Consider the following 18,027-nt stretch of genomic DNA (forward strand, 5'->3'; position numbering starts at 1 on the left):
CCCCACTGCCGCAATGAGCGCCGTTTGGGCTGGCCCGAGCCCGCAGGCGCCCCGTCCGAATCAAGGCTGCCCGTCGAACGACGCCACGCCCTCGGGCAGGCCGACCCAGGGCAGCCTGCGACGCGTCCAGATCTCCCGCTGCGGCGTACCGAGCGAATGGCGTTGCTTCACCGTTCCGACGCGCAGCGAATAGGCCTGCGGGTTCTCCGTGGCGCAGGCGTACAGCGAGCTACCGCAGACCTCGCAGAACGCAAGAAGCCGCTGGTTTCCACTGGCCGCCGTCTTGACGTACGTGCGCGGCGTGCCCCTCAGCAGCCGGAACCCGGCCGCCGGCGCGGGAATGTTGGCGCGGAACACGGAACCCGACTGCGCCTGGCAATCCGCGCAGTGGCAGACCGTGATCGTGCCGGGCTCCACCTCGGCCTCGTAGGCGATGGCACCGCAATAGCACTCACCTTGAATCTTCATCGACGACTCCTCGGCAGGGGGCGCCGTCGCCCCGACCTGTCGACTTTAGCCAGGGTCGCGCCTCGATGCAGACAGGGCATGCCGGGGCCTGCGACTGCGGCCGGCCCGCGGGCTGCAGAGCGCCACCGTGGCGGCGCAAGCTCAGAGGGCCGCGCCCGCAGCCTCCAGCGCGGGCTTGACGCTCTCCAGCGCACCCCCACCGTCGCAGGGAATCACGGCACCCGAGATGTAGCCCGCATAGGGCGAGCCCAGGAACAAGGCCAGGTTGGCGATGTCGTCCAGCCCGCCGAAGCGCTGCAGCGGAACCTGCCGGCGGGCGAACTCGCGGTCCTCCGGCGTCGGCGCCATCAGCTTGCGGAAGCCTTCGGTGCCGTCGATGGGCCCGGGCGAGATGCCGTTGAGCCGGATCCCCTCCTCGCCCCATTCGAGCGCCAGCGCACGTGTGAGCTGGTCCACTCCCGCCTTGGCGGCGCTGGCGTGGGCCTGGTAGCGCATGGGCACGAAGGACTGCGGCGCGGTGATGTTGATGACCGAGGCACCCGGCCGGCGCAGATGCGCGTGCGCCTGCCGCAGCACATGGAAGGTGCCGAGCAGGTCGATGTCCACCACCACCTTGAAGCCGTTGGCCGACATGTCCTTGGCCGCGCACAGGAAGTTGCCGGCCGCGCCCGAGACCAGCACGTCGATGGGCCCGAAGGCCTCGGCAGAGCGGGCGAAGGCTGCACCCACGGCATCGAAGTCGCGCACGTCGGCGCTCACGCCCTGGACATCGCCGCCATGCTGGCGTAGCGCGGCGACCGCCGCGTCGACGTTCTCCGGCTTGCGGCTCGCCACGGTGAGGCGGGCGCCCTGACGGGCGAAGGCGTCGGCAATGCCCAGGTTGATGCCGGTGGTGCCACCAAACACGACCACATGGCGGCCGGTGAAGTCGAGATCGATCTGCATGGAAGGAAGGCTGCAAGCGACTGAGGCAGCGTCAATGGAAGGCAAAGCGCGGCAGGGCGGCAGCACCGCTGCCATAGAGCGCCAGCCGCCGGCAGCCGGCAAAGATCGACTTGGGCGTGAGCCCGTAGATCTGCCGGATCGAGTGGCTGAAATGGGTCGAATCTGGGTAGCCCACATCCAGCGCGATGGCGGCCAGGTTCGAGTTCCGGGTGACGAAATAGAGCAGGCTGCGTGCGCGCTGCCAGGTGCGAAAGCTGCGGAACGGCGCATCCACCTCGGCACGGAACAGATGCAGGAAGCGCGACACCGAGAGGTGGCAGTGCGCCGCACAATCCTCGGCCGGGAAATGGCGGTTCGGGTCGTCCTTGATGCGTGCGAGCACCTGGGCGATGCGCCGGTCCACAGGACGGGCCGGCAAGGCCGCACCGAAGAAGGCGCGGTCGAAGTCGGTGGTGCTGGCATATTGCCGGCTGCTGCCGAGCCTGAATCGCAGTAGTGCCTCGCGAAGGGACTGCACGGCCTGGGCGTCGTGAATGGCGCCGCGCCCCGCGCGCAGCACGCCACCCAGATCTGCCGCCCGCACCGTGTCGGCTTCGACGAGCACGTTGCAGATCATCCGGTCGACCGAGACGATGCGATGCGGAACGTAGGGCGGTACCACCGACAGCAATGTCTCTTCCCAGCGACCGCCTTCCACGCAGATGCGATGCGGGCGCGCGAGCGACAGGTACAGCGAATAGGCGCCGAAGGTGCGCACCGAAGGCGCGCCCAGCAGGCCCACATACAGCACGCGGTCGGTGTTAAGCCACATCAGCGGCTCGGACGGCTCGGCCGCCGTGGCTGTGCCGAAGGCGCGGTCGCATGCGGGATCGATCGAACTGGCCATCATGGTCTCCTCGGCAGTCTGTCGGCGGGAGCGTTTCGCTTGCTCATCGGTACTTGGCCAGCTCGAGCTTGCCGATCTGGGCGCAATGCACCTCGTCGGGGCCATCGGCCAAGCGCAGCAGCCGCGCGGTGGCATAGGCCGAGGCGATGCCCAGGTCGTTGTTGGTGCCGCCACCGCCATGGGCCTGGATCACCCAGTCGATCACCTGGCACGCCATCTGCGGTGCCGCGACCTTGATCATGGCGATGTCCGCCTTGGCGCCCTTGTTGCCCAGCGTGTCCATGCGGTGCGCCGCATTGAGCGTGAGCAAGCGCGCCTGCTCGATCAGGATGCGGGCCTGCGCGATGCGCTCCAGCGTCACACCCTGTTGCGCAATCGGCTTGCCGAAGGCCACGCGCGAGAGGCTGCGTCGGCACATGCGCTCCAGCATGCGCTCGGCCAGGCCCACAAGCCGCATGCAGTGATGAATGCGGCCCGGCCCCAGCCGGCCCTGCGCGATCTCGAAGCCGCGGCCCTCGCCCAGCAGCATGTTGGCCGCAGGAACGCGCACGTTCTCGAAGATCACCTCCGACGCACGGTCGGGCACGCCGTAGAAGCCGAACACCGCAATGGGCCGCACCACCTTCACGCCGGGCGTGTCCATCGGCACGAGGATCATGGATTGCTGCCGATGGCGGTCGGCGTTGTCCGGATCGGACTTGCCCATGAAGATGCAGATGCGGCAGCGCGGGTCGGTGGCGTTGGTCGTATACCACTTGTGGCCGTTGATGACGTAGTGGTCGCCGTCCCGCATGATGCTCGACTCGATGTTCGTGGCATCGCTGGAGGCGACGGCAGGCTCCGTCATGGCGAAGCAGGAGCGGATCTCCCCCGCCAGCAGCGGCGTGAGCCAGCGCGCCTGCTGCTCGGGCGTGCCGTAGCGCGCCAGCACCTCCATGTTGCCGGTGTCAGGCGCCGAGCAGTTGAACACCTCGGGCGCCAGGTGCGAGCGGCCCATGATCTCGCACAGCGGCGCGTAGTCGAAATTGCTCAGGCCGGCGCCGTACCCGGAGTCGGGCAGGAAGAGATTCCACAGACCCGCCTCGCGCGCCTTCGGCTTGAGCTCCTCCAGGATCGGAGCGACCTTCCAGGGACCCAGCGCCTCGGCCTCCTTGTAGTAGCGGTCCTCGTTGGGATAGATGTGCTCGTCCATGAAGGCAAGCAGGCGCTGCTGCAGTTCCTGGACTTGGGGAGAGAACGCAAACACGGGAGGCCTTTCGAGAGGTGGGGCAAGCAGCGGGCCACATGGGTCCGCGAGGTGTCGGCCGGATAGTAGGAGGATTTCGTCAGACGATCTTAGGGACTTGCCCCGGCCTCGGTCGCGTGGGCGACGCGCTTCAGGCGGCGCCGCAACGCCGATCGGCGCAGATCCGCAGCGTAGAACAAGGGCCCCTTGCCGTCTTGCGTCCACCGGCTGGGGCGCCCCGCCATGTGCCGGCGCAGTGCCCACTTCGCACCCGCATCGCCTGACAATGACGCAGGAAGACATCCACCCCATGAGCGACAGCAAGCCCACTGCCCCACGCCGCCCCGCCGCGCGCAAGACACCCGTCACCGTCTCCACAGGCCATCCCCGCAGCACGCCCGACCGCGTGGCCGACGCGATCGGCAAGGGCATCCTCAATCGCCGGTTCGTGGTGGGCCAGCGCTTGGTCGAAACCGACCTGATGCGCGACCTGGGCGTGGGCCGCAGCACGGTGCGCGAGGCGTTGCGCATCCTGGCCGCCAGCGGTGTGGTCGAACTCACACCGCACCGGGGCGCCGTCATCCGCTCGCTCACCCGCGAGGACGCGACCAGCCTGCTGGGCGTGCTGGAGGTGCTGTCGGGCCTGGCCGCACGCCTGGCCGCCCAGCGCATCCACCTGGGCGACAACGCCAGGCGCTTCGAGGCGGCCGCGCACAAGCTCGTGCGCGCCGAGACGCCCGAGGCGCTGGACCACGTGCTCGACGCACGCGCCAACTACTACAAGGTCATGTTCGACATCGCGGCCAGCCCGGAACTCGACCGCGTGCTGCCGCAGGCCCGGGCCCATCTCTTCCGAGCCCAGTTCCATCACCTGCTCACGCCCGCCGATGTGCGCGCCATGGTGGCCGAATACCGCGGCATCACCGAAGCGATCCTGCAGGGCGATGCCGACAAGGCGGAAAAGCGCATGCGCCGCCATCTGCAGAAGTCCGGCGAGCGCACCCTGCCCCGCATGCGCGGGCTCGCCCTGGACTGAGCGCGGCCGGGCGGGTCCTCAGCGCCGAACCACGGCCATACGCAGCCGGCCCACGACGCCACTCGGGAAGAAGTACACCGACAGCACGAACACCAGGCCGAACCAGAGCATCCAGCGGTCGGGGTGGAACAGCTTGGCCAGCAGCGGCGCGGCGGCCAGGGCGCCGCTGAGCCCCGCCATCAGGCTCTGCAGGTAGTTCTCGGCCACGATGTACAGCGTCACGCCGATGACCGCGCCGTAGATGGTGCCCAGCCCACCGATCACGGCCATCAGCAGGATGTTGAGCATCACGTTGAAGCCCACCGTGGTCTGTGGCCCCACGTAGCGCAGCCACAGCGCCATCAGGATGCCGGCGCAGGTGGCCAGCGCCGCGGCCAGGCAGTTGACGGCGATGCGGTAGTGGAGCGTGCGATAGCCGATGGCCTCGGCCCGGAACTCGTTCTCGCGGATGGCCTCCAGCACGCGCCCGAAGCGGGAGTTGACCACGCGCAGCATGAGCAGGAAGAGCAGCAGCGACACGCCAAAGACCAGGTAGTAGGTCAGCAACCGGCCGTTGATGGCCGTGCCCAGCACCTCGTCCTCGACCAGCCGGAAGGCCGGCGTCAGGGCCTGCGGCAGACGGAAGGTGCGGCCGTCGTCGCCGCCGGTGATGCCGCTCAGGCGCATCACCAGGGCCCCGAAGGCAGCGCCGAAGGCCAGCGTCATCATGGTGTAGAAGATGGCCTTCACCCGCAGCGAGATCAGCGCGATCAGGAAGGACAGCAGCACCGACAGCCCGATCGCCGCCAGCGCGCCGACGCCCATGGCCGTCCAGGTAGGCCCCAGCGTGTGCATCGCGATGGCCACGCCGTAGGCGCCGATGCCATAGAACATGGCATGCGCGAAGGACACCACGCCGCAATAGCCGAGCAGCAGGTCGAAGGACGCCACCAGCACGATGAACACGCAGATGGTGGCCGCCACGTTCAGCGGGCGGGCGCCAGAGAAGAGGAAGGGCGCCGTCGCCAGATAGAACAGCACCAGGAGCAGCAGCACGGTGAGCGCCCGGCTGCGCGGCAGGTCGCCGGAAAGGATTCGCATGAGCATGGCGGACGTCCACTTACGGCTTGTGCACCGGGTACAGCCCCTGCGGTCGCCACAACAGCACGGCCATCATCACGAGGATGTTGGAGACCAGCGCCAGATCGGGCATCAGGAAGCTCACGTAATTGGTGGTCAGCGCCACCAGCATGGCGCCGGCGAAGCAGCCGGCCACCGAACCCAGCCCACCGATGATGACGATGATGAGCATCTGCACCAGCACCTCGGCGCCGATGGCCACGGTGAACTGCTCGCGGTAGAAGCCCCACATCACGCCGCCCAGGCCCGCCAGTGCCGAGCCGGCCACGAACACGCCCACGAACACCGTGCGGACGCGGTAGCCGAGGGCCTCGACCATGGCGCGGTTCTCCACGCCCGCGCGGATCAGCAGGCCGATGCGCGTGCGCCCGAGCACCAGCGTCAGCCCGATGAAGACGGCCAGCCCCACAGCCACGGCCAGCAGCCGGTAGCGTTCGATGGCCACATCGCCCAGCAGGATCGAGCCACGCAGCGCCTCGGGCAGTGGCAGCAGCATCTGGTTGGCACCGAACACCACCAGCACGAGCTGCTCCATGACGATCATGGCGCCAATGGTGATGAGGATCTGCTTGAGATGGTCACCGTAGACCGGCTTCACGAACAGTCGCTCGTACACCCAGCCCAGCAGTGCCGTTACGGCCATGGCCACGGCGATCACGGCCAGGACCGCGGCCATGCCGGCCCAGACCGACGCGGACTGCAGCAGCCCCTGCAACGGCCCGACCATCAGCGTCGCGGTGTAGGCGCCGACCGCCACGAAGGCCGCGTGGCCGAGATTCATCACGTCCATGAGGCCGAAGACCAGCGTGAGGCCGCTGGCCATGATGAACAGCATCATGCCCATGGCCAGGGCCGCCACGGTCAGGGTGACCCAGGTGGGCAGGCTGCCAGTGACCGGCAGCGCGACGGCGATGAAGGCCAGGATGACCAGGACGGGCACCAGGTCGCGGCGCCGGCCTGGCAGTGCCTCCAGCGCCGCAGCTGCGGCGGGCATGGCGGCGGCCTGCGGCGGCGTCGCCAGGGTGGAGTCGGTGGCGGACATTCGTCGGTCTCCCTCAATGGACGGCGCCGGCATGCAGGCCGAGCAGCCGGGCCTGCAGCGCCTCGTCCGCGTCCAGCGCGGCCATGGTGCCGGTGTGCACGATGCGGCCGTCGTCCATCACGGCGACATGGTCGCCCAGCGCGCGCACGAAGTGGAAGTTCTGCTCCACCAGCAGGATGGTGGTGCCGCGGGCCTTCAGGGCCTCGAAGGCATCGGCCAGGTTGTCGACGATGGCCGGCGCCAGGCCCTTGGTGGGCTCGTCGATCAGCAGCAGCTTGCGCGGCTCGATGATGGCGCGGGCGATGGCCACCATCTGCTTCTGGCCGCCCGACAGCGTGCCGCCCGGCCGCAACCAGAAGCGCTTGAGCGCCGGGAACAGGTCGAAGATCCAGTCCAGCCGCGCCTCGTCGAAGCGCCCGCCGATGGCCGCCAGGCGCAGGTTCTCCTGCACCGTGAGCCCTGCGAACACGCCCATGTCCTCGGGAACGAAGGCGATGCCGCGGCGTGCGATGTCCGGCGTACGCGCGGCGGTGATGTCCTCGCCGTCGAAGCGCAGCGCGCCGCGGCTGGCGTGCCACAAGCCCATGATCGTGCGCAGCGTGGTGCTCTTGCCGGCGCCGTTGCGGCCCAGCAGCACCGTCAGGCCGGCGCGCGGAACCTGCAGATCCACGCCCTGCAGGATGTGGTATTCGCCGATATGGGTGTGCACGCCGGTGAGCGACAGCAGCGCGTCGTCGCCCGTCTTCGGCTCCGGCATCTCATGCATGGGCCACCTCCCTGCGCGCCGTGCGCTGGCGGCGCACGCCGAGGTAGGCCTCCTGCACGACGGCCGAGGCCATCACCTCGGCGGGCATGCCGTCAGCCACCAGTCGGCCGTTGTGCAGCACGACGATGCGGTCGGCCAGCGAACGGATCACGTCCATCTTGTGCTCCACCAAAAGGATCGTGCGGTCGCCCTGCGCCTTGAGGCGGGCGATCAGGTCCAGGATGACGGGCACCTCGTCCACGCTCATGCCGGCCGTGGGCTCGTCGAGCATGACGACCCGCGGCTCCAGCGCCATCAGGATGGCGACCTCCAGCTTGCGCTTGTCGCCGTGCGACAGCCGCGCCGCCTGCTCGTCCAGGCGCGCGGCCAGGCCGACCTGCTGCACCTGGTGGCGCGCCTGCTCCACCAGGTCGGCCCGGCTGCGCCACACGGCCAGCATGTTGAAGCCGGCGCGGTGGCGGCTCTGCACCGCCAGGCGCACGTTCTCCAGGACGCTCAGTCGCGGAAACAGGTGGGTGAGCTGGAAGGCGCGGCCGATGCCGCGGGCCGTGCGTCGCGCGGCGTCGAGCCGGGTGACGTCTTCGCCATGCAGCAGCACCCGGCCGGCCGTGGCCGGCAGCTGGCCCGACAGCAGGTTGAAGTAGGTCGTCTTGCCGGCCCCGTTGGGCCCGACGATGGCCGTCAGCGTTCCCGCATGGAAGGCCGCGCTCACGTCGTCCACCGCGGCATGGCCGCCGAAGCGTATGCCCAGTCCCCGGCTTTCCAGGACCGGCGCACGCGCTTCAGGCGGGCGGACTTGCGCTGTCGCGTCGTGCATGCGCTCAGCGCTTGACGGTGATCGGCAGCGGCATCTCGGACGCCGGGATCTCGCGCACCAGCTCGAACAGGTCCCACTCGTTCGACGGCGCCTTCTTCATGCGGAACTGGTACTGCGACTGCAGCGCCTGGTGGTCTTCCTTGCGGAAGGTCATCTTGCCCTTGGGCGTGTCGAACTCCATGCCCTCCATGGCGGCGATGAGCTTGGGCGTGTCGACCGAGTTGGCCTTCTTCACCCCAGCCACGATGGCCGCCGCCGTGACGAAGCCGCCCGCGGTGAACAGGTCCGGCGGCATCTGGTAGCGCTTGCGGTGCTCGGCCACCAGCCAGTCGTTCATCGGGTTCTTGGGGAAGTCGTAGTAGTAGAAGGTGCCGCCGGTGATGTCCAGGCCGCGCCAGGGCTTGGCGTTCTCGAGGTTGGCCCCACCGATGGAAAGGAACTCGATGCCGTAGCGGCCCGGGTTGAGCTCCGAGATCTTGCGGATGGGATTGGGTGCGCCCCAGATCACCACCAGGTACTTCTTGCCCTGCACGTCCTTCATGCGGTCGAAGATGCGTTGCATGGGCGCGGTGAAGTCGGTGGTGGACAGCGGGATGTACTCCTCGTGCACCACGGTCGCCTTCTTTTTGGTGGCGGCCAGCGCCTCCTTGGCCGCCTTCACGCCGTCCTTGCCGTAGACATAGTCCGGCGCCAGGAAGGCGACGTTGTCGCCATCCTTCAGCGCCGCGGCACTGGCCAGGGCGTCCTGGAACGAGTTGCGGCTGGCGCGAAAGAGGTACTTGTTCCAGGCCGAGCCCGTGAGCGAATCGGCGATGGCCGGCTCGACCATGAGCAGCTTGCCGTACTCCTCGGCCACCGGCGCCATCGAGAGCGCGCCGCCGGACCAGGAGGTACCGATGGCGATGTCGGCCTTGTCGTCCGCCAGCGCCTCGGTGAGCATCGCCTTGGACAGCTCGGGCTTCATCTGGTCGTCCTTGACGATCAGCTCGATCTTGCGGCCGAGCAGCGTCATCGAGCCCTGGGTGAGGTATTCGAGGCCCAGCCGCAGCCCCCGCTCGGTGTCGCGGGCATAGGCCTCGGACGGCCCGGTCTTGCTGGCAATGAGCGCGATCTTGATCGGCTTGTCCTGCGCGAAGGCCTGTGGCGCGAGCCAGCAGGCCGCAGCCGCGGTGGCGGCCATGGCGATTTTCTTCAGCATGCTTGTCTCCGTTGTGGATGGGAACAGGCGCCTCTTCGTGCGCCCGGGATGCGCGCCTAGCTCACGGCCCGCGTCTGGCCTTTCCAGTAGGGCTCGCGCAGCACGCGCTTGAGCACCTTGCCACTGGGGTTGCGTGGCAGCATCTCGACGATGTCGATGGTCTTCGGGCACTTGTAGTGCGCAAGGTTCTCGCGCATGAAGTCGATGATGGCGCGCGCATCGGCCGTGGCCCCCGGGCGCAGCACCACGCAGGCCTTAACCGATTCGCCCCAGGTCGGGTCGGGCACGCCGATGACGGCGCCGTCGGCCACAGCCGGATGACGCATCAGCACGTTCTCCACCTCGGCCGGATAGATGTTCTCGCCGCCCGAGACGATCATGTCCTTGATGCGGTCGTTGATGTAGAGATAGCCGTTCTTGACATAGCCCGCGTCGCCCGACCGGAACCAGCCGCCATTGGCATTGCGGCCTTCCGGGTAGGCGGCGGCCGTGGCCTCGGGGTTGCGCCAGTACTCCTTGAGGTTGCGGTCGGACTCGATCCAGATCTCGCCCACCTGGCCGTCGGGAAGGTCCTTGAGGTCGATGGGATCGACGATGCGCAGGCGCCCGCCACCGATGGGTCGGCCCGCCGAACGCAGCAGTTCGGCATCGCCGGCGCGGTGGTCCTCGGGAAAGAGGAAGGTGGCCGGGCCGGAGACCTCCGTCAGGCCATAGACCTGCAGGAAGTCGCAGCCAAACACCTCGAAGGCCTGGTGCAGCACCGACTCGCTCACCGGGGAGCCCCCGTAGGCGACGAGTTGCAGCCGGCTGAAGTCGAAGGACTTGGCCTCGGGCACCTGCAGCATGAACAGGATCATGGCCGGCACCACGAAGGTGTGGGTGATGCCGTGCTCGCCGATGGCACGCAGGTAGCCGCGCGGATCGAACTCCGGGTACGACGAGGTCTGGCCGCCCGTGTAGAGCGTCAGCAGCAGCATCGTCATGCCCGCCACATGGAAGACCGGCAACGGGTTGCCCAGCACATGTCGGTGGTCAAACTTCCATTCGCGCGACACCACCCGCGAAGTGGAAAGCAGCCCTGCATGCGTCAGCACGACGCCCTTGGGCAGGCCCGTAGTGCCTGAGGAATAGAGCTGCAGCGCCGCGTCATGCGTGTCCGCGGCCACCGGCTCGAAATGGTCGGACTGGCCGGCGCACCACTGGGCGAGCGAAGGCAGTGCCGTGCCCTCGGTGGTGCACACGCGGATGCGCACGCCCGGCAGGTCGGCCTTCTCCAGCAGCGGCAGGAACTCGGCATCGGCCATCAGGAATGGCGCTTCGCCGTTGTTGACGATGTATTCCACCTCCTTGGCCGCCAGCCGCCAGTTGACCGGCATGCACACGGCCCCCAGCTTGCAGGCAGCCAGCGTCACCAGGATGCATTCGACATGCTGCTTGGTGAGCACCGCCACGCGCGAGCCGCGTCCCACGCCCGCACCGGCCAGGGCGTTGGCCAGCCGGTTGGTGAAGGCCTCGATGTCGCGGTAGCTGAGCCGCCGCTCGCCCTGCCGGTAGGCGGTGGCGTCCGGCCGCTCGGCGAGCTGGCGTCGCAATCCGTCGATGAGGGTGAGGTCTTCCATGGCGTGTCTCCGATGTGGGTGATGCGTGAGATGGTCGGGCGGCGCTCAGCCGGGAAGCCCGTCGGACAGGCGCCGACCGCTGCGAACGAGCTCCGACAGCAAGGGCGCCACGCGCCAGTAGCCGAAGCGGTCGCCGCGGGTGCGGCCGTAGAAGGTCAGGCGGTCGGCCACGGTGGCCAGGCCCAGCGCGTCGGCCCACCACATCGGCCCGCCCAGGTGCTCGGGAAAGCCATAGCCGGCGGTCCAAACGATGTCGATGTCGCCTGGCCGGTAGGCGATGCCCTCCTCCAGGATCCGCACGCCTTCGTTGATCAGTGGATACAGCAGCCGCTCCACGATCTCCGGCGCGCCGATGTCCGTGCGGTGCGCGATGCCGTGGGCTGCGGCCAAATCGGCCGCGATGCGTGCGACCTCGGGGTCGTCCACCGGCGTGCGGCCTTCGTAGCGGTAGTACCCCGCGCCGGTCTTCTGGCCGAAGCGGCCCAGTTCGTAGAGCCGGCGCACCATGGCGCGGTAGCTGTCGTCCGGCGGCAGCCCGCCGGCCTTGCCGTACTCGATGACGGTGCGGGCCCCCACGTCGATGCCGGCCATGTCGAGCATGCGGAACGGGCCCATCGCCATGCCGAGCGCCTCGACTGCGCCATCGACCTGCGAAGGGCTCGCACCTTCCATCAACAGGAACTCGGCCTCGCGCATGTAGACCTCGGCCATGCGGTTGCCGATGAAGCCGTAGCACACGCCCGAGACCACCGCCACCTTGCGGATGGTGCGTGCGAGCTGCATCGCCGTCGCCAGCACGTCGGGCGCGGTGCGCGCGCCGCGCACCACCTCCAGCAGGCGCATCACGTTGGCCGGGCTGAAGAAGTGCAGGCCCACCACGTCGGCCGGCCGGCCGGTGGCCTCGGCCAGTGCGTCCACGTCGAGCGTCGAGGTGTTGGTGGCAATGATGGCGCCCGGCCTGCACACGGCACCCAGCCGCGCGCAGACCTGCTGCTTGAGGGCCATGTCCTCGAACACCGCCTCGATGACCAGGTCGCAATCAGCCAGCGCGGTGTCGTCGAGCGTGCCGTGCAGCAGCGCCATGCGCTGTTCCACCTGAGCGCTCGTCATGCGGCCCTTGGCGGCACTGGCTTCGTAGTTGCGGCGGATGATGCCCAGCCCCCGCGCCAGCGCCTCGGCCGACGCCTCCACCAGCGTGACCGGCAAGCCGGCATTGGCGAAGTTCATCGCGATGCCGCCCCCCATGGTGCCGGCGCCGAGGATGCCGACGCGGCGCACCGGCCGCAACGCCGTGTCGCGCGGCAGGCCCGGAATGCGCGCGGCCTGGCGCTCGGCAAAGAACAGGTGCCGCAGGGCCTCCGATTCGGGCGACACGCGCAGCTGCTCGAACAGCCGCGCCTCGGTGGCCTCGCCCTCGGCAAAGGGCTGCGTGGCCGCCGCCTGCACCGCCAGCACGATGCTGCGCGCGGAAGGATGGAAGGGCTTTCGCTGCGCGGCGGCCTGCAGCGCCTGCGCGAAGAAGTCGGCTGGCAGGCCCTCGTCGGGCACTGGCTGCGCGCTCAGGCGCCGCACCGCGTCGCCACGTGCCCGCAGCTCGACCAGGTAGGCCAGCCCCACGGCCAGCGGATCGCCCGCACGCACGTCGTCGACGATGCCCGCGTCGCGTGCGGCCTCGGCATCCAGGCTGCGGCCGGTCGAGACCATGTCCAGCGCCAGCCGGACGCCCACCGCGCGCGGCAGGCGCTGCGTGCCCAGCGAGCCCGGCAGCAGGCCCAGCTTGACCTCGGGCAGCCCGAACTGCGTGCCCGGCAGCGCCACGCGGGCATGGCAGGCCAGGGCCAGCTCCAGACCGCCGCCCAGCACCGTGCCATGCAGCGCGGCTACCACCGGGCGGTCCTGGGCCTCGATGCGAGCCAGGGTGCGGTTGTAGGGCGCGGCCGAGAAGGCCGGATCGTCGAAGCTGCCGATGTCCCCGCCCGCCACGAAGGTGCGGCCCGTGCAGTGCACCAGCAGGCCGTCAAAGCTGCGGTCGGCCTCGAAGGCCTGCACGGCCTCGGCCAGGCCCGCCACCACCGCCTTCGACAGTGCGTTGACGGGCGGGTTGGCGATGGTCAGCACGGCCATGTCGCCATGGCGTGCAAGGGAAACGACGGGCTCGGTCATGGGTGTCTCAGAGGTCTTCGCGCCGGTTGCGGGCGGCGAAGAAAGGCTAGCAAAGGGGTTCTTCGGCCTCTTGCGTCTACACGCTGTCCGGGTCGGTATCGACCCGGGGCCGCGGCCGCATCGGCAGGCTCAGCGGCCCGTCCACACGGGCTTTCGCTTTTCGTTGAAGGCGGCCAGACCCTCACGCGCGTCCTCGGTCATGGCGAGCAGTGCGATCTGGCTCTCGGTGTAGGCAATGCCTTCGTCGAAGGACATGGCGGCCATCGCCCGCATGGCGTACTTGCCGCGGCGCAGCGCCGTCGGCGACTTGTCGGCCAGGCGGTCGACCAGCCACTCGGTCTTGGCATCCAGTTCGGCCGCGGGCACCACATGGTTGAGCAGGCCGGCCGCGCGGCCCTCCGCCGCGCTGAAGGGCTCACCGCTCAGGCACCACTCGCGCAGCACGCGGCGCGGCACCAGGTCCTGCAGCAGGCTCAGCACCTGCATGGGAAAGAGGCCGATCTTGACCTCGGGCAGGCCGAACTGCACCTGCTCCGCTGCCACGGCCATGTCGGTCATGCACAGCAGCCCGATGCCGCCGGCCATGCAGGTGCCGTTGATGCGCGCGATGCTCGGCAGCGTGGCGTTCTGCACCTCGCGCAGCAGGTCGGCGTAGTCGATGTTGGGCCGCGAGAGGTCGAAGGCGAAGCCGGCGCCCGGTTGCAGGTCGCCCCCCGCACAGAAGGCCTTGTCGCCAGCCCCGGTGAGCACGATCACGCGCACCTCGGGGTCGGCATGGGCGCGCCGCCAGCCCTCGCGGATGCCCGCGACGACCTCCTTGTTGATGGCATTGCGCTTGTCGGGCCGGTTGAGGATGACCCACAGGGCATGGCCCCGCTTCTCGCACAGCACGGCGGGCGCCGCGGCAGGCGCTGCGTTCTCTGTCATGGATGTCTCGCTGTAAGGAATGAAACGGCGGCGCGCGGCCGCCAGCCCGCTCAGGCGGGTACGGCCTCAGTCACCGCCTCGATCTCGGCGACGACGCGGCTCGCCGCCACCTGGTCCCCGGTCTTCACATGCAGTGCGACCAACCGGCCCGCCACGGGCGCGGCATGCACGTGTTCCATCTTCATGGCCTCCAGCGTGAGCACCGGCTGGCCGGGCTGCACCATGTCGCCGATGGCGGCCAGTACCGCCACCACTCGGCCGTTCATGGAAGCGCGCACCTTGCCGTCCCCGCCCGCCTCGCCCTGGCGCGCCGTTGCGGCGCGGGTGCGGTCCTCGATGCGGATCGGCAGGCCGGCGTAGTGCAGCAGCAGCGTGGCGCCGTCCCGGTGGAAGGCGGCGCTCTCCTGCAGGCCGTCGCAGGTGAAGCGCGCATGGTGTTGCTCGATCCCGTCGAGCGCGATGCGGTAGGTGGCCTCGCCGATGCCGACGGCGAAGTGGCGCCCCTCGGTCAGCACGACGCTGGCGGCCACCGCCTCACCCGCCACCTGCAGGCGCATGCCGATGGGCAGGCTGGGCGCCAGGCGCCGCTGGCCGGCGGCCTGCGCCGCCGCGGTGGTCTCGTACAACAGCACCGCCGCGATGGCGGCCGCGCGCGCGCGCAGGGCCGCATCGGGCGTCAGCAATACGTCCTGGTGGTCGGCGATGAAGGCGGTGGTCGCACCACCGGCCGCGAAGACGTCATGGCCCAGGCAACGGTGCAGGAAGGCCTGGTTGGTGGTCACGCCCAGCGCCACCGCATCTTCCAGACCGGCCATCAGCAGATGTCGTGCGTCCTCGCGGCTGTCGCCATGGGCGACGAGCTTGGCGATCATCGAGTCGTAGTACGGCGGGATCTCGGCGCCGGACTGCAGCGCATGCTCCACCCGCAACTGCGGCGGCATCTGCCACAGGGCCATGGTGCCGCTCTGGGGCATGAAGCCCTGATCGGCGTCCTCGGCGCACAGGCGCACCTCGATGGCGTGGCCGCTGAAGCGCACATCGTCCTGCGCGATGCCCAGGGGCTCGCCCGCCGCCACGCGCAACTGCAGGGCCACCAGGTCCAGGCCGGTGATGGCTTCGGTGACCGGATGCTCCACCTGCAGCCGCGTGTTCATCTCCATGAAGTAGTAGCGGCCCTCGGCGTCAAGCAGGAACTCGAGCGTGCCCGCGCCTTCGTAGCGGATGGCCTTCACGGCGGCCACGGCGGTGGCGCCCATGCGCGCACGCAGGTCGGCGTCGACCGCGGGCGATGGCGCCTCCTCGATCAGCTTCTGATGCCGGCGCTGCACCGAGCAGTCGCGCTCGCCCAGGTGGATCGCATGGCCGTGGCGGTCGGCGAAGACCTGGATCTCGATATGCCGCGGCCGCACGATGGCGCGCTCCAGGATCACCTCGGGGTCGCCGAAGGCGCTCTGCGCCTCGGAGCGGGCGCTGCGCAGCAGCTCCGGAAACTCGGCCGCGCTGTTCACCAGCCGCATGCCGCGCCCCCCGCCACCGGCCGTGGCCTTGATCATGACCGGAAAGCCGATGCGCCCGGCCTCGTCGGCCAGGCGCGCCTCGCTCTGGTCTTCGCCCTGGTAGCCGGGAATGCACGGCACGCCGGCGGCCTGCATCAGCACCTTGGCGCCGGCCTTGTTGCCCATGGCGCGGATCGCCTCGGCCGAGGGGCCAATGAAGACCAGCCCGGCGTCATGGCAGGCCTGGGCGAAGTCCTCGTTCTCGGCCAGGAAGCCGTAGCCCGGGTGCACCGCGTCGGCCCCGCTGCGGCGCGCCGCCTCGATCAGCGCGGGAATGCGCAGGTAGCTCTGCGCCGGCAGCGGATCGCCGATGCATACCGCCTGGTCGGCCTCGCGCACATGCCGCGCCCCGGCGTCGGCGGTGGAATGGACGGCCACCGTGCGGTAGCCCAGCGCACGGGCGCTGCGGATGATGCGCAGCGCGATCTCGCCGCGGTTGGCGATGAGGATCTTGCGGAAGGGCGTGCGCGAAGAGGTTTCGGCGGTCATGGGGTGGGTGTTCGATCGGTCGCGGGAGGTCATGGCCGGGCCACGGAGAATTGCATGGCCTGCGGCTGCCGCTGTTCGGCATCGCGGCAGATGGCCAGCACGTTGGCCAGCACGGCGCGGGTGTCGCGCGGGTCGATCACGCCGTCGTCCAGCAGGTGCGCGCTGGTGGTGAACACGCTCATCTGGCTGTCGAAGCGCTCGACGATGCGGCGCTCCAGCTCAGCCAGCTTCGCGTGGTCCACCTGGCCACCCTTGCGCTTCATGGCGGCCTCGGTCACGTTGACCATCGTCTGCGCCGCCTGCTCGCCGCCCATCACGGCCGTCTTGGCGTTGGGCCAGCTGAAGCAGAAGCGCGGGTGGAAGCCGCGGCCGCACATGCCGTAGTTGCCGGCACCGAAGGAGGCGCCGCAGTAGATCGTGATCTGCGGCACCGTCGCATTGGTCACCGCCTGGATCATCTTGGAACCGTGCTTGATGATGCCGGCCTCTTCGTAGGCGCGCCCCACCATGAAGCCGGTCGTGTTGTTGAGGTACAGGATGGGCGTGCGCGACTGGCAGCAGGCCTGGATGAAGTGCGTGGCTTTCGCGGCCCCGGCCGGGTCGATGGGCCCGTTGTTGGTGACGATGCCCAGCGGCATGCCTTCGATCTTGGTGTGGCCGACGACGGTGGCGCCGCCGTAGTTTTGGCCGAATTCGAGGAAGTCGGAGTCGTCGGCGATGCGGGCGATGACCTGCTTCATGTCCACGGGCCGCTTGTGGTCCATGGGCATGATGCCCAGCAGTTCCTCCGCGTCGTGGCGTGGCGGCTTGAAGTTGCGCGCAGGCTCGGCCGGCACGCTGCGCTGCCAGTCGATGTTGGCCAGGATCTCGCGGGCCAGGCGGATGGCGTCGCGGTCGTCCTCGGCCAGGTAGTCGCCGAGGCCCGAGATGCTGGTGTGCATAAGCGCGCCGCCCAGTTCCTCCTCGGTGGCGATCTCGCCGGTGGCGGCCTTGAGCAGCGGCGGCCCGGCCAGGAAGGCCCTGGAGCGGCCTCGCACCATGATGATGTAGTCGGACAAGCCCGTCTGGTAGGCGCCGCCCGCGGTGGACGAGCCATGCGTGACGGTGACCACCGGCAGGCCGGCCGCGGAGATGCGTGCGAGATTGCGGAACAGGCTGCCGCCGGTGACGAATTCCTCGACCTTGTAGGTCATGAGGTTGGCGCCGGCCGACTCCACGAGTTGCACGTAGGGCAGCTTGTTCTCCAGGGCCAGCTCCTGCATGCGAAGCTGCTTGGGGATGCCCATGGGCTGCAGGGCGCCGGCGTCGATGCCGGAGTCCGACGCATTGACCATGACGCGCACCCCGCTGACCCAGCCGATGCCGCCGATGACGCCGCCGCCCGGGACGCTGCGGTCGAGGTCGGGGTTGTCGAGGCCCAGGCCCGCCAAGGCGCCGATCTCGAGGAAGGGCGTGCCGGGGTCGAGCAGCAGGGCCAGGCGCTCGCGCGGGAGCAGTTGGCCACGCTTCTCGAAGCGCTCGCGGGACTTGGCGGAGGTGGCGATGCTGCGTTGCCGGTAGGTGCGCACGCGCTCGATGAGGGTGAGCATGCCGGCGCGGTTGGCTTCGAAGGCGTCGCTGCCGGGGGAGATGGTCGACTCGATGATGGCCATGAGGTGCTTCTGGTGCGGGCGTCTGCGGTGCTGCGAACGAATGCCATGTTGGATAGGGGTCAGCTTAGGCAGTGAGGCTTGCCGGGTCTTGCGCGAAGTGGCTGTGTGGGGAGCGTGGG

At 69.4% G+C, this 18,027-nt stretch carries 15 protein-coding genes; 1 reads left to right on the plus strand and 14 read right to left on the minus strand.

What is annotated here, in order from left to right:
- Positions 1 to 60: 60 nt before the first annotated feature.
- The 4 genes from QZ772_RS24770 to QZ772_RS24785 all read right to left on the minus strand — a co-directional run bounded on the left by QZ772_RS24770 (position 61) and on the right by QZ772_RS24785 (position 3,545).
- Positions 61 to 468 carry a GFA family protein gene (locus tag QZ772_RS24770; RefSeq protein ID WP_295532418.1) on the minus strand — a complete coding sequence of 136 codons (408 nt, stop codon included), beginning with the start codon at positions 466 to 468 and terminating at the stop codon, positions 61 to 63.
- A gap of 141 nt (positions 469 to 609) precedes the next feature.
- Entirely contained in the window at positions 610 to 1,413 is an 804-nt protein-coding gene (locus QZ772_RS24775; protein ID WP_295532420.1) for an SDR family oxidoreductase, read from the minus strand.
- A gap of 31 nt (positions 1,414 to 1,444) precedes the next feature.
- A complete protein-coding gene (locus QZ772_RS24780; protein ID WP_295532422.1) occupies positions 1,445 to 2,299 on the minus strand; it encodes an AraC family transcriptional regulator in 855 nt (284 codons plus the stop codon).
- Between the two features lie 43 nt (positions 2,300 to 2,342).
- Positions 2,343 to 3,545 carry an acyl-CoA dehydrogenase family protein gene (locus QZ772_RS24785; RefSeq protein WP_295532424.1) on the minus strand — a complete coding sequence of 401 codons (1,203 nt, stop codon included), beginning with the start codon at positions 3,543 to 3,545 and terminating at the stop codon, positions 2,343 to 2,345.
- 289 nt (positions 3,546 to 3,834) lie between these two features.
- Here QZ772_RS24785 and QZ772_RS24790 point away from each other — a divergent pair, with 289 nt between their 5' ends.
- The gene (locus QZ772_RS24790) at positions 3,835 to 4,560 is read left to right on the plus strand and encodes a GntR family transcriptional regulator (protein ID WP_295532427.1); all 726 of its coding nucleotides are present in this window, start codon (positions 3,835 to 3,837) and stop codon (positions 4,558 to 4,560) included.
- 18 nt (positions 4,561 to 4,578) lie between these two features.
- Here QZ772_RS24790 and QZ772_RS24795 read toward each other — a convergent pair whose 3' ends face one another.
- From QZ772_RS24795 to QZ772_RS24840, 10 genes are all read right to left on the minus strand, one after another.
- Entirely contained in the window at positions 4,579 to 5,646 is a 1,068-nt protein-coding gene (locus QZ772_RS24795; protein WP_295532428.1) for a branched-chain amino acid ABC transporter permease, read from the minus strand.
- 13 nt (positions 5,647 to 5,659) lie between these two features.
- Positions 5,660 to 6,673 (minus strand): branched-chain amino acid ABC transporter permease, encoded by a 1,014-nt coding sequence (locus QZ772_RS24800; protein ID WP_295532443.1) that lies wholly within the window; start codon positions 6,671 to 6,673, stop codon positions 5,660 to 5,662.
- A 61-nt stretch (positions 6,674 to 6,734) separates the two neighbouring features.
- On the minus strand, positions 6,735 to 7,478 hold the full coding sequence (locus QZ772_RS24805; RefSeq protein WP_295532445.1) for an ABC transporter ATP-binding protein: 744 nt from the start codon (positions 7,476 to 7,478) through the stop codon (positions 6,735 to 6,737).
- A gap of 1 nt (position 7,479) precedes the next feature.
- Entirely contained in the window at positions 7,480 to 8,304 is an 825-nt protein-coding gene (locus QZ772_RS24810) for an ABC transporter ATP-binding protein (protein ID WP_295532430.1), read from the minus strand.
- Between the two features lie 4 nt (positions 8,305 to 8,308).
- Positions 8,309 to 9,502, minus strand: coding sequence for a substrate-binding domain-containing protein (locus QZ772_RS24815; protein WP_295532431.1), 1,194 nt, complete (start codon positions 9,500 to 9,502; stop codon positions 8,309 to 8,311).
- A 56-nt stretch (positions 9,503 to 9,558) separates the two neighbouring features.
- Positions 9,559 to 11,121 carry a long-chain-fatty-acid--CoA ligase gene (locus QZ772_RS24820; protein ID WP_295532433.1) on the minus strand — a complete coding sequence of 521 codons (1,563 nt, stop codon included), beginning with the start codon at positions 11,119 to 11,121 and terminating at the stop codon, positions 9,559 to 9,561.
- Between the two features lie 45 nt (positions 11,122 to 11,166).
- On the minus strand, positions 11,167 to 13,284 hold the full coding sequence (locus QZ772_RS24825; protein ID WP_295532435.1) for a 3-hydroxyacyl-CoA dehydrogenase NAD-binding domain-containing protein: 2,118 nt from the start codon (positions 13,282 to 13,284) through the stop codon (positions 11,167 to 11,169).
- A gap of 129 nt (positions 13,285 to 13,413) precedes the next feature.
- Positions 13,414 to 14,211, minus strand: a complete 798-nt coding sequence (locus QZ772_RS24830; RefSeq protein WP_295532437.1) for an enoyl-CoA hydratase/isomerase family protein — start codon at positions 14,209 to 14,211, stop codon at positions 13,414 to 13,416.
- Between the two features lie 50 nt (positions 14,212 to 14,261).
- A complete protein-coding gene (locus QZ772_RS24835) occupies positions 14,262 to 16,256 on the minus strand; it encodes an acetyl-CoA carboxylase biotin carboxylase subunit (RefSeq protein ID WP_295532439.1) in 1,995 nt (664 codons plus the stop codon).
- 29 nt (positions 16,257 to 16,285) lie between these two features.
- Positions 16,286 to 17,908, minus strand: coding sequence for a carboxyl transferase domain-containing protein (locus QZ772_RS24840; RefSeq protein ID WP_295532441.1), 1,623 nt, complete (start codon positions 17,906 to 17,908; stop codon positions 16,286 to 16,288).
- Positions 17,909 to 18,027: the final 119 nt, after the last annotated feature.

The sequence above is a fragment of the uncultured Pseudacidovorax sp. genome (genome assembly GCF_913773995.1).
Lineage (GTDB): Bacteria > Pseudomonadota > Gammaproteobacteria > Burkholderiales > Burkholderiaceae_C > Xenophilus.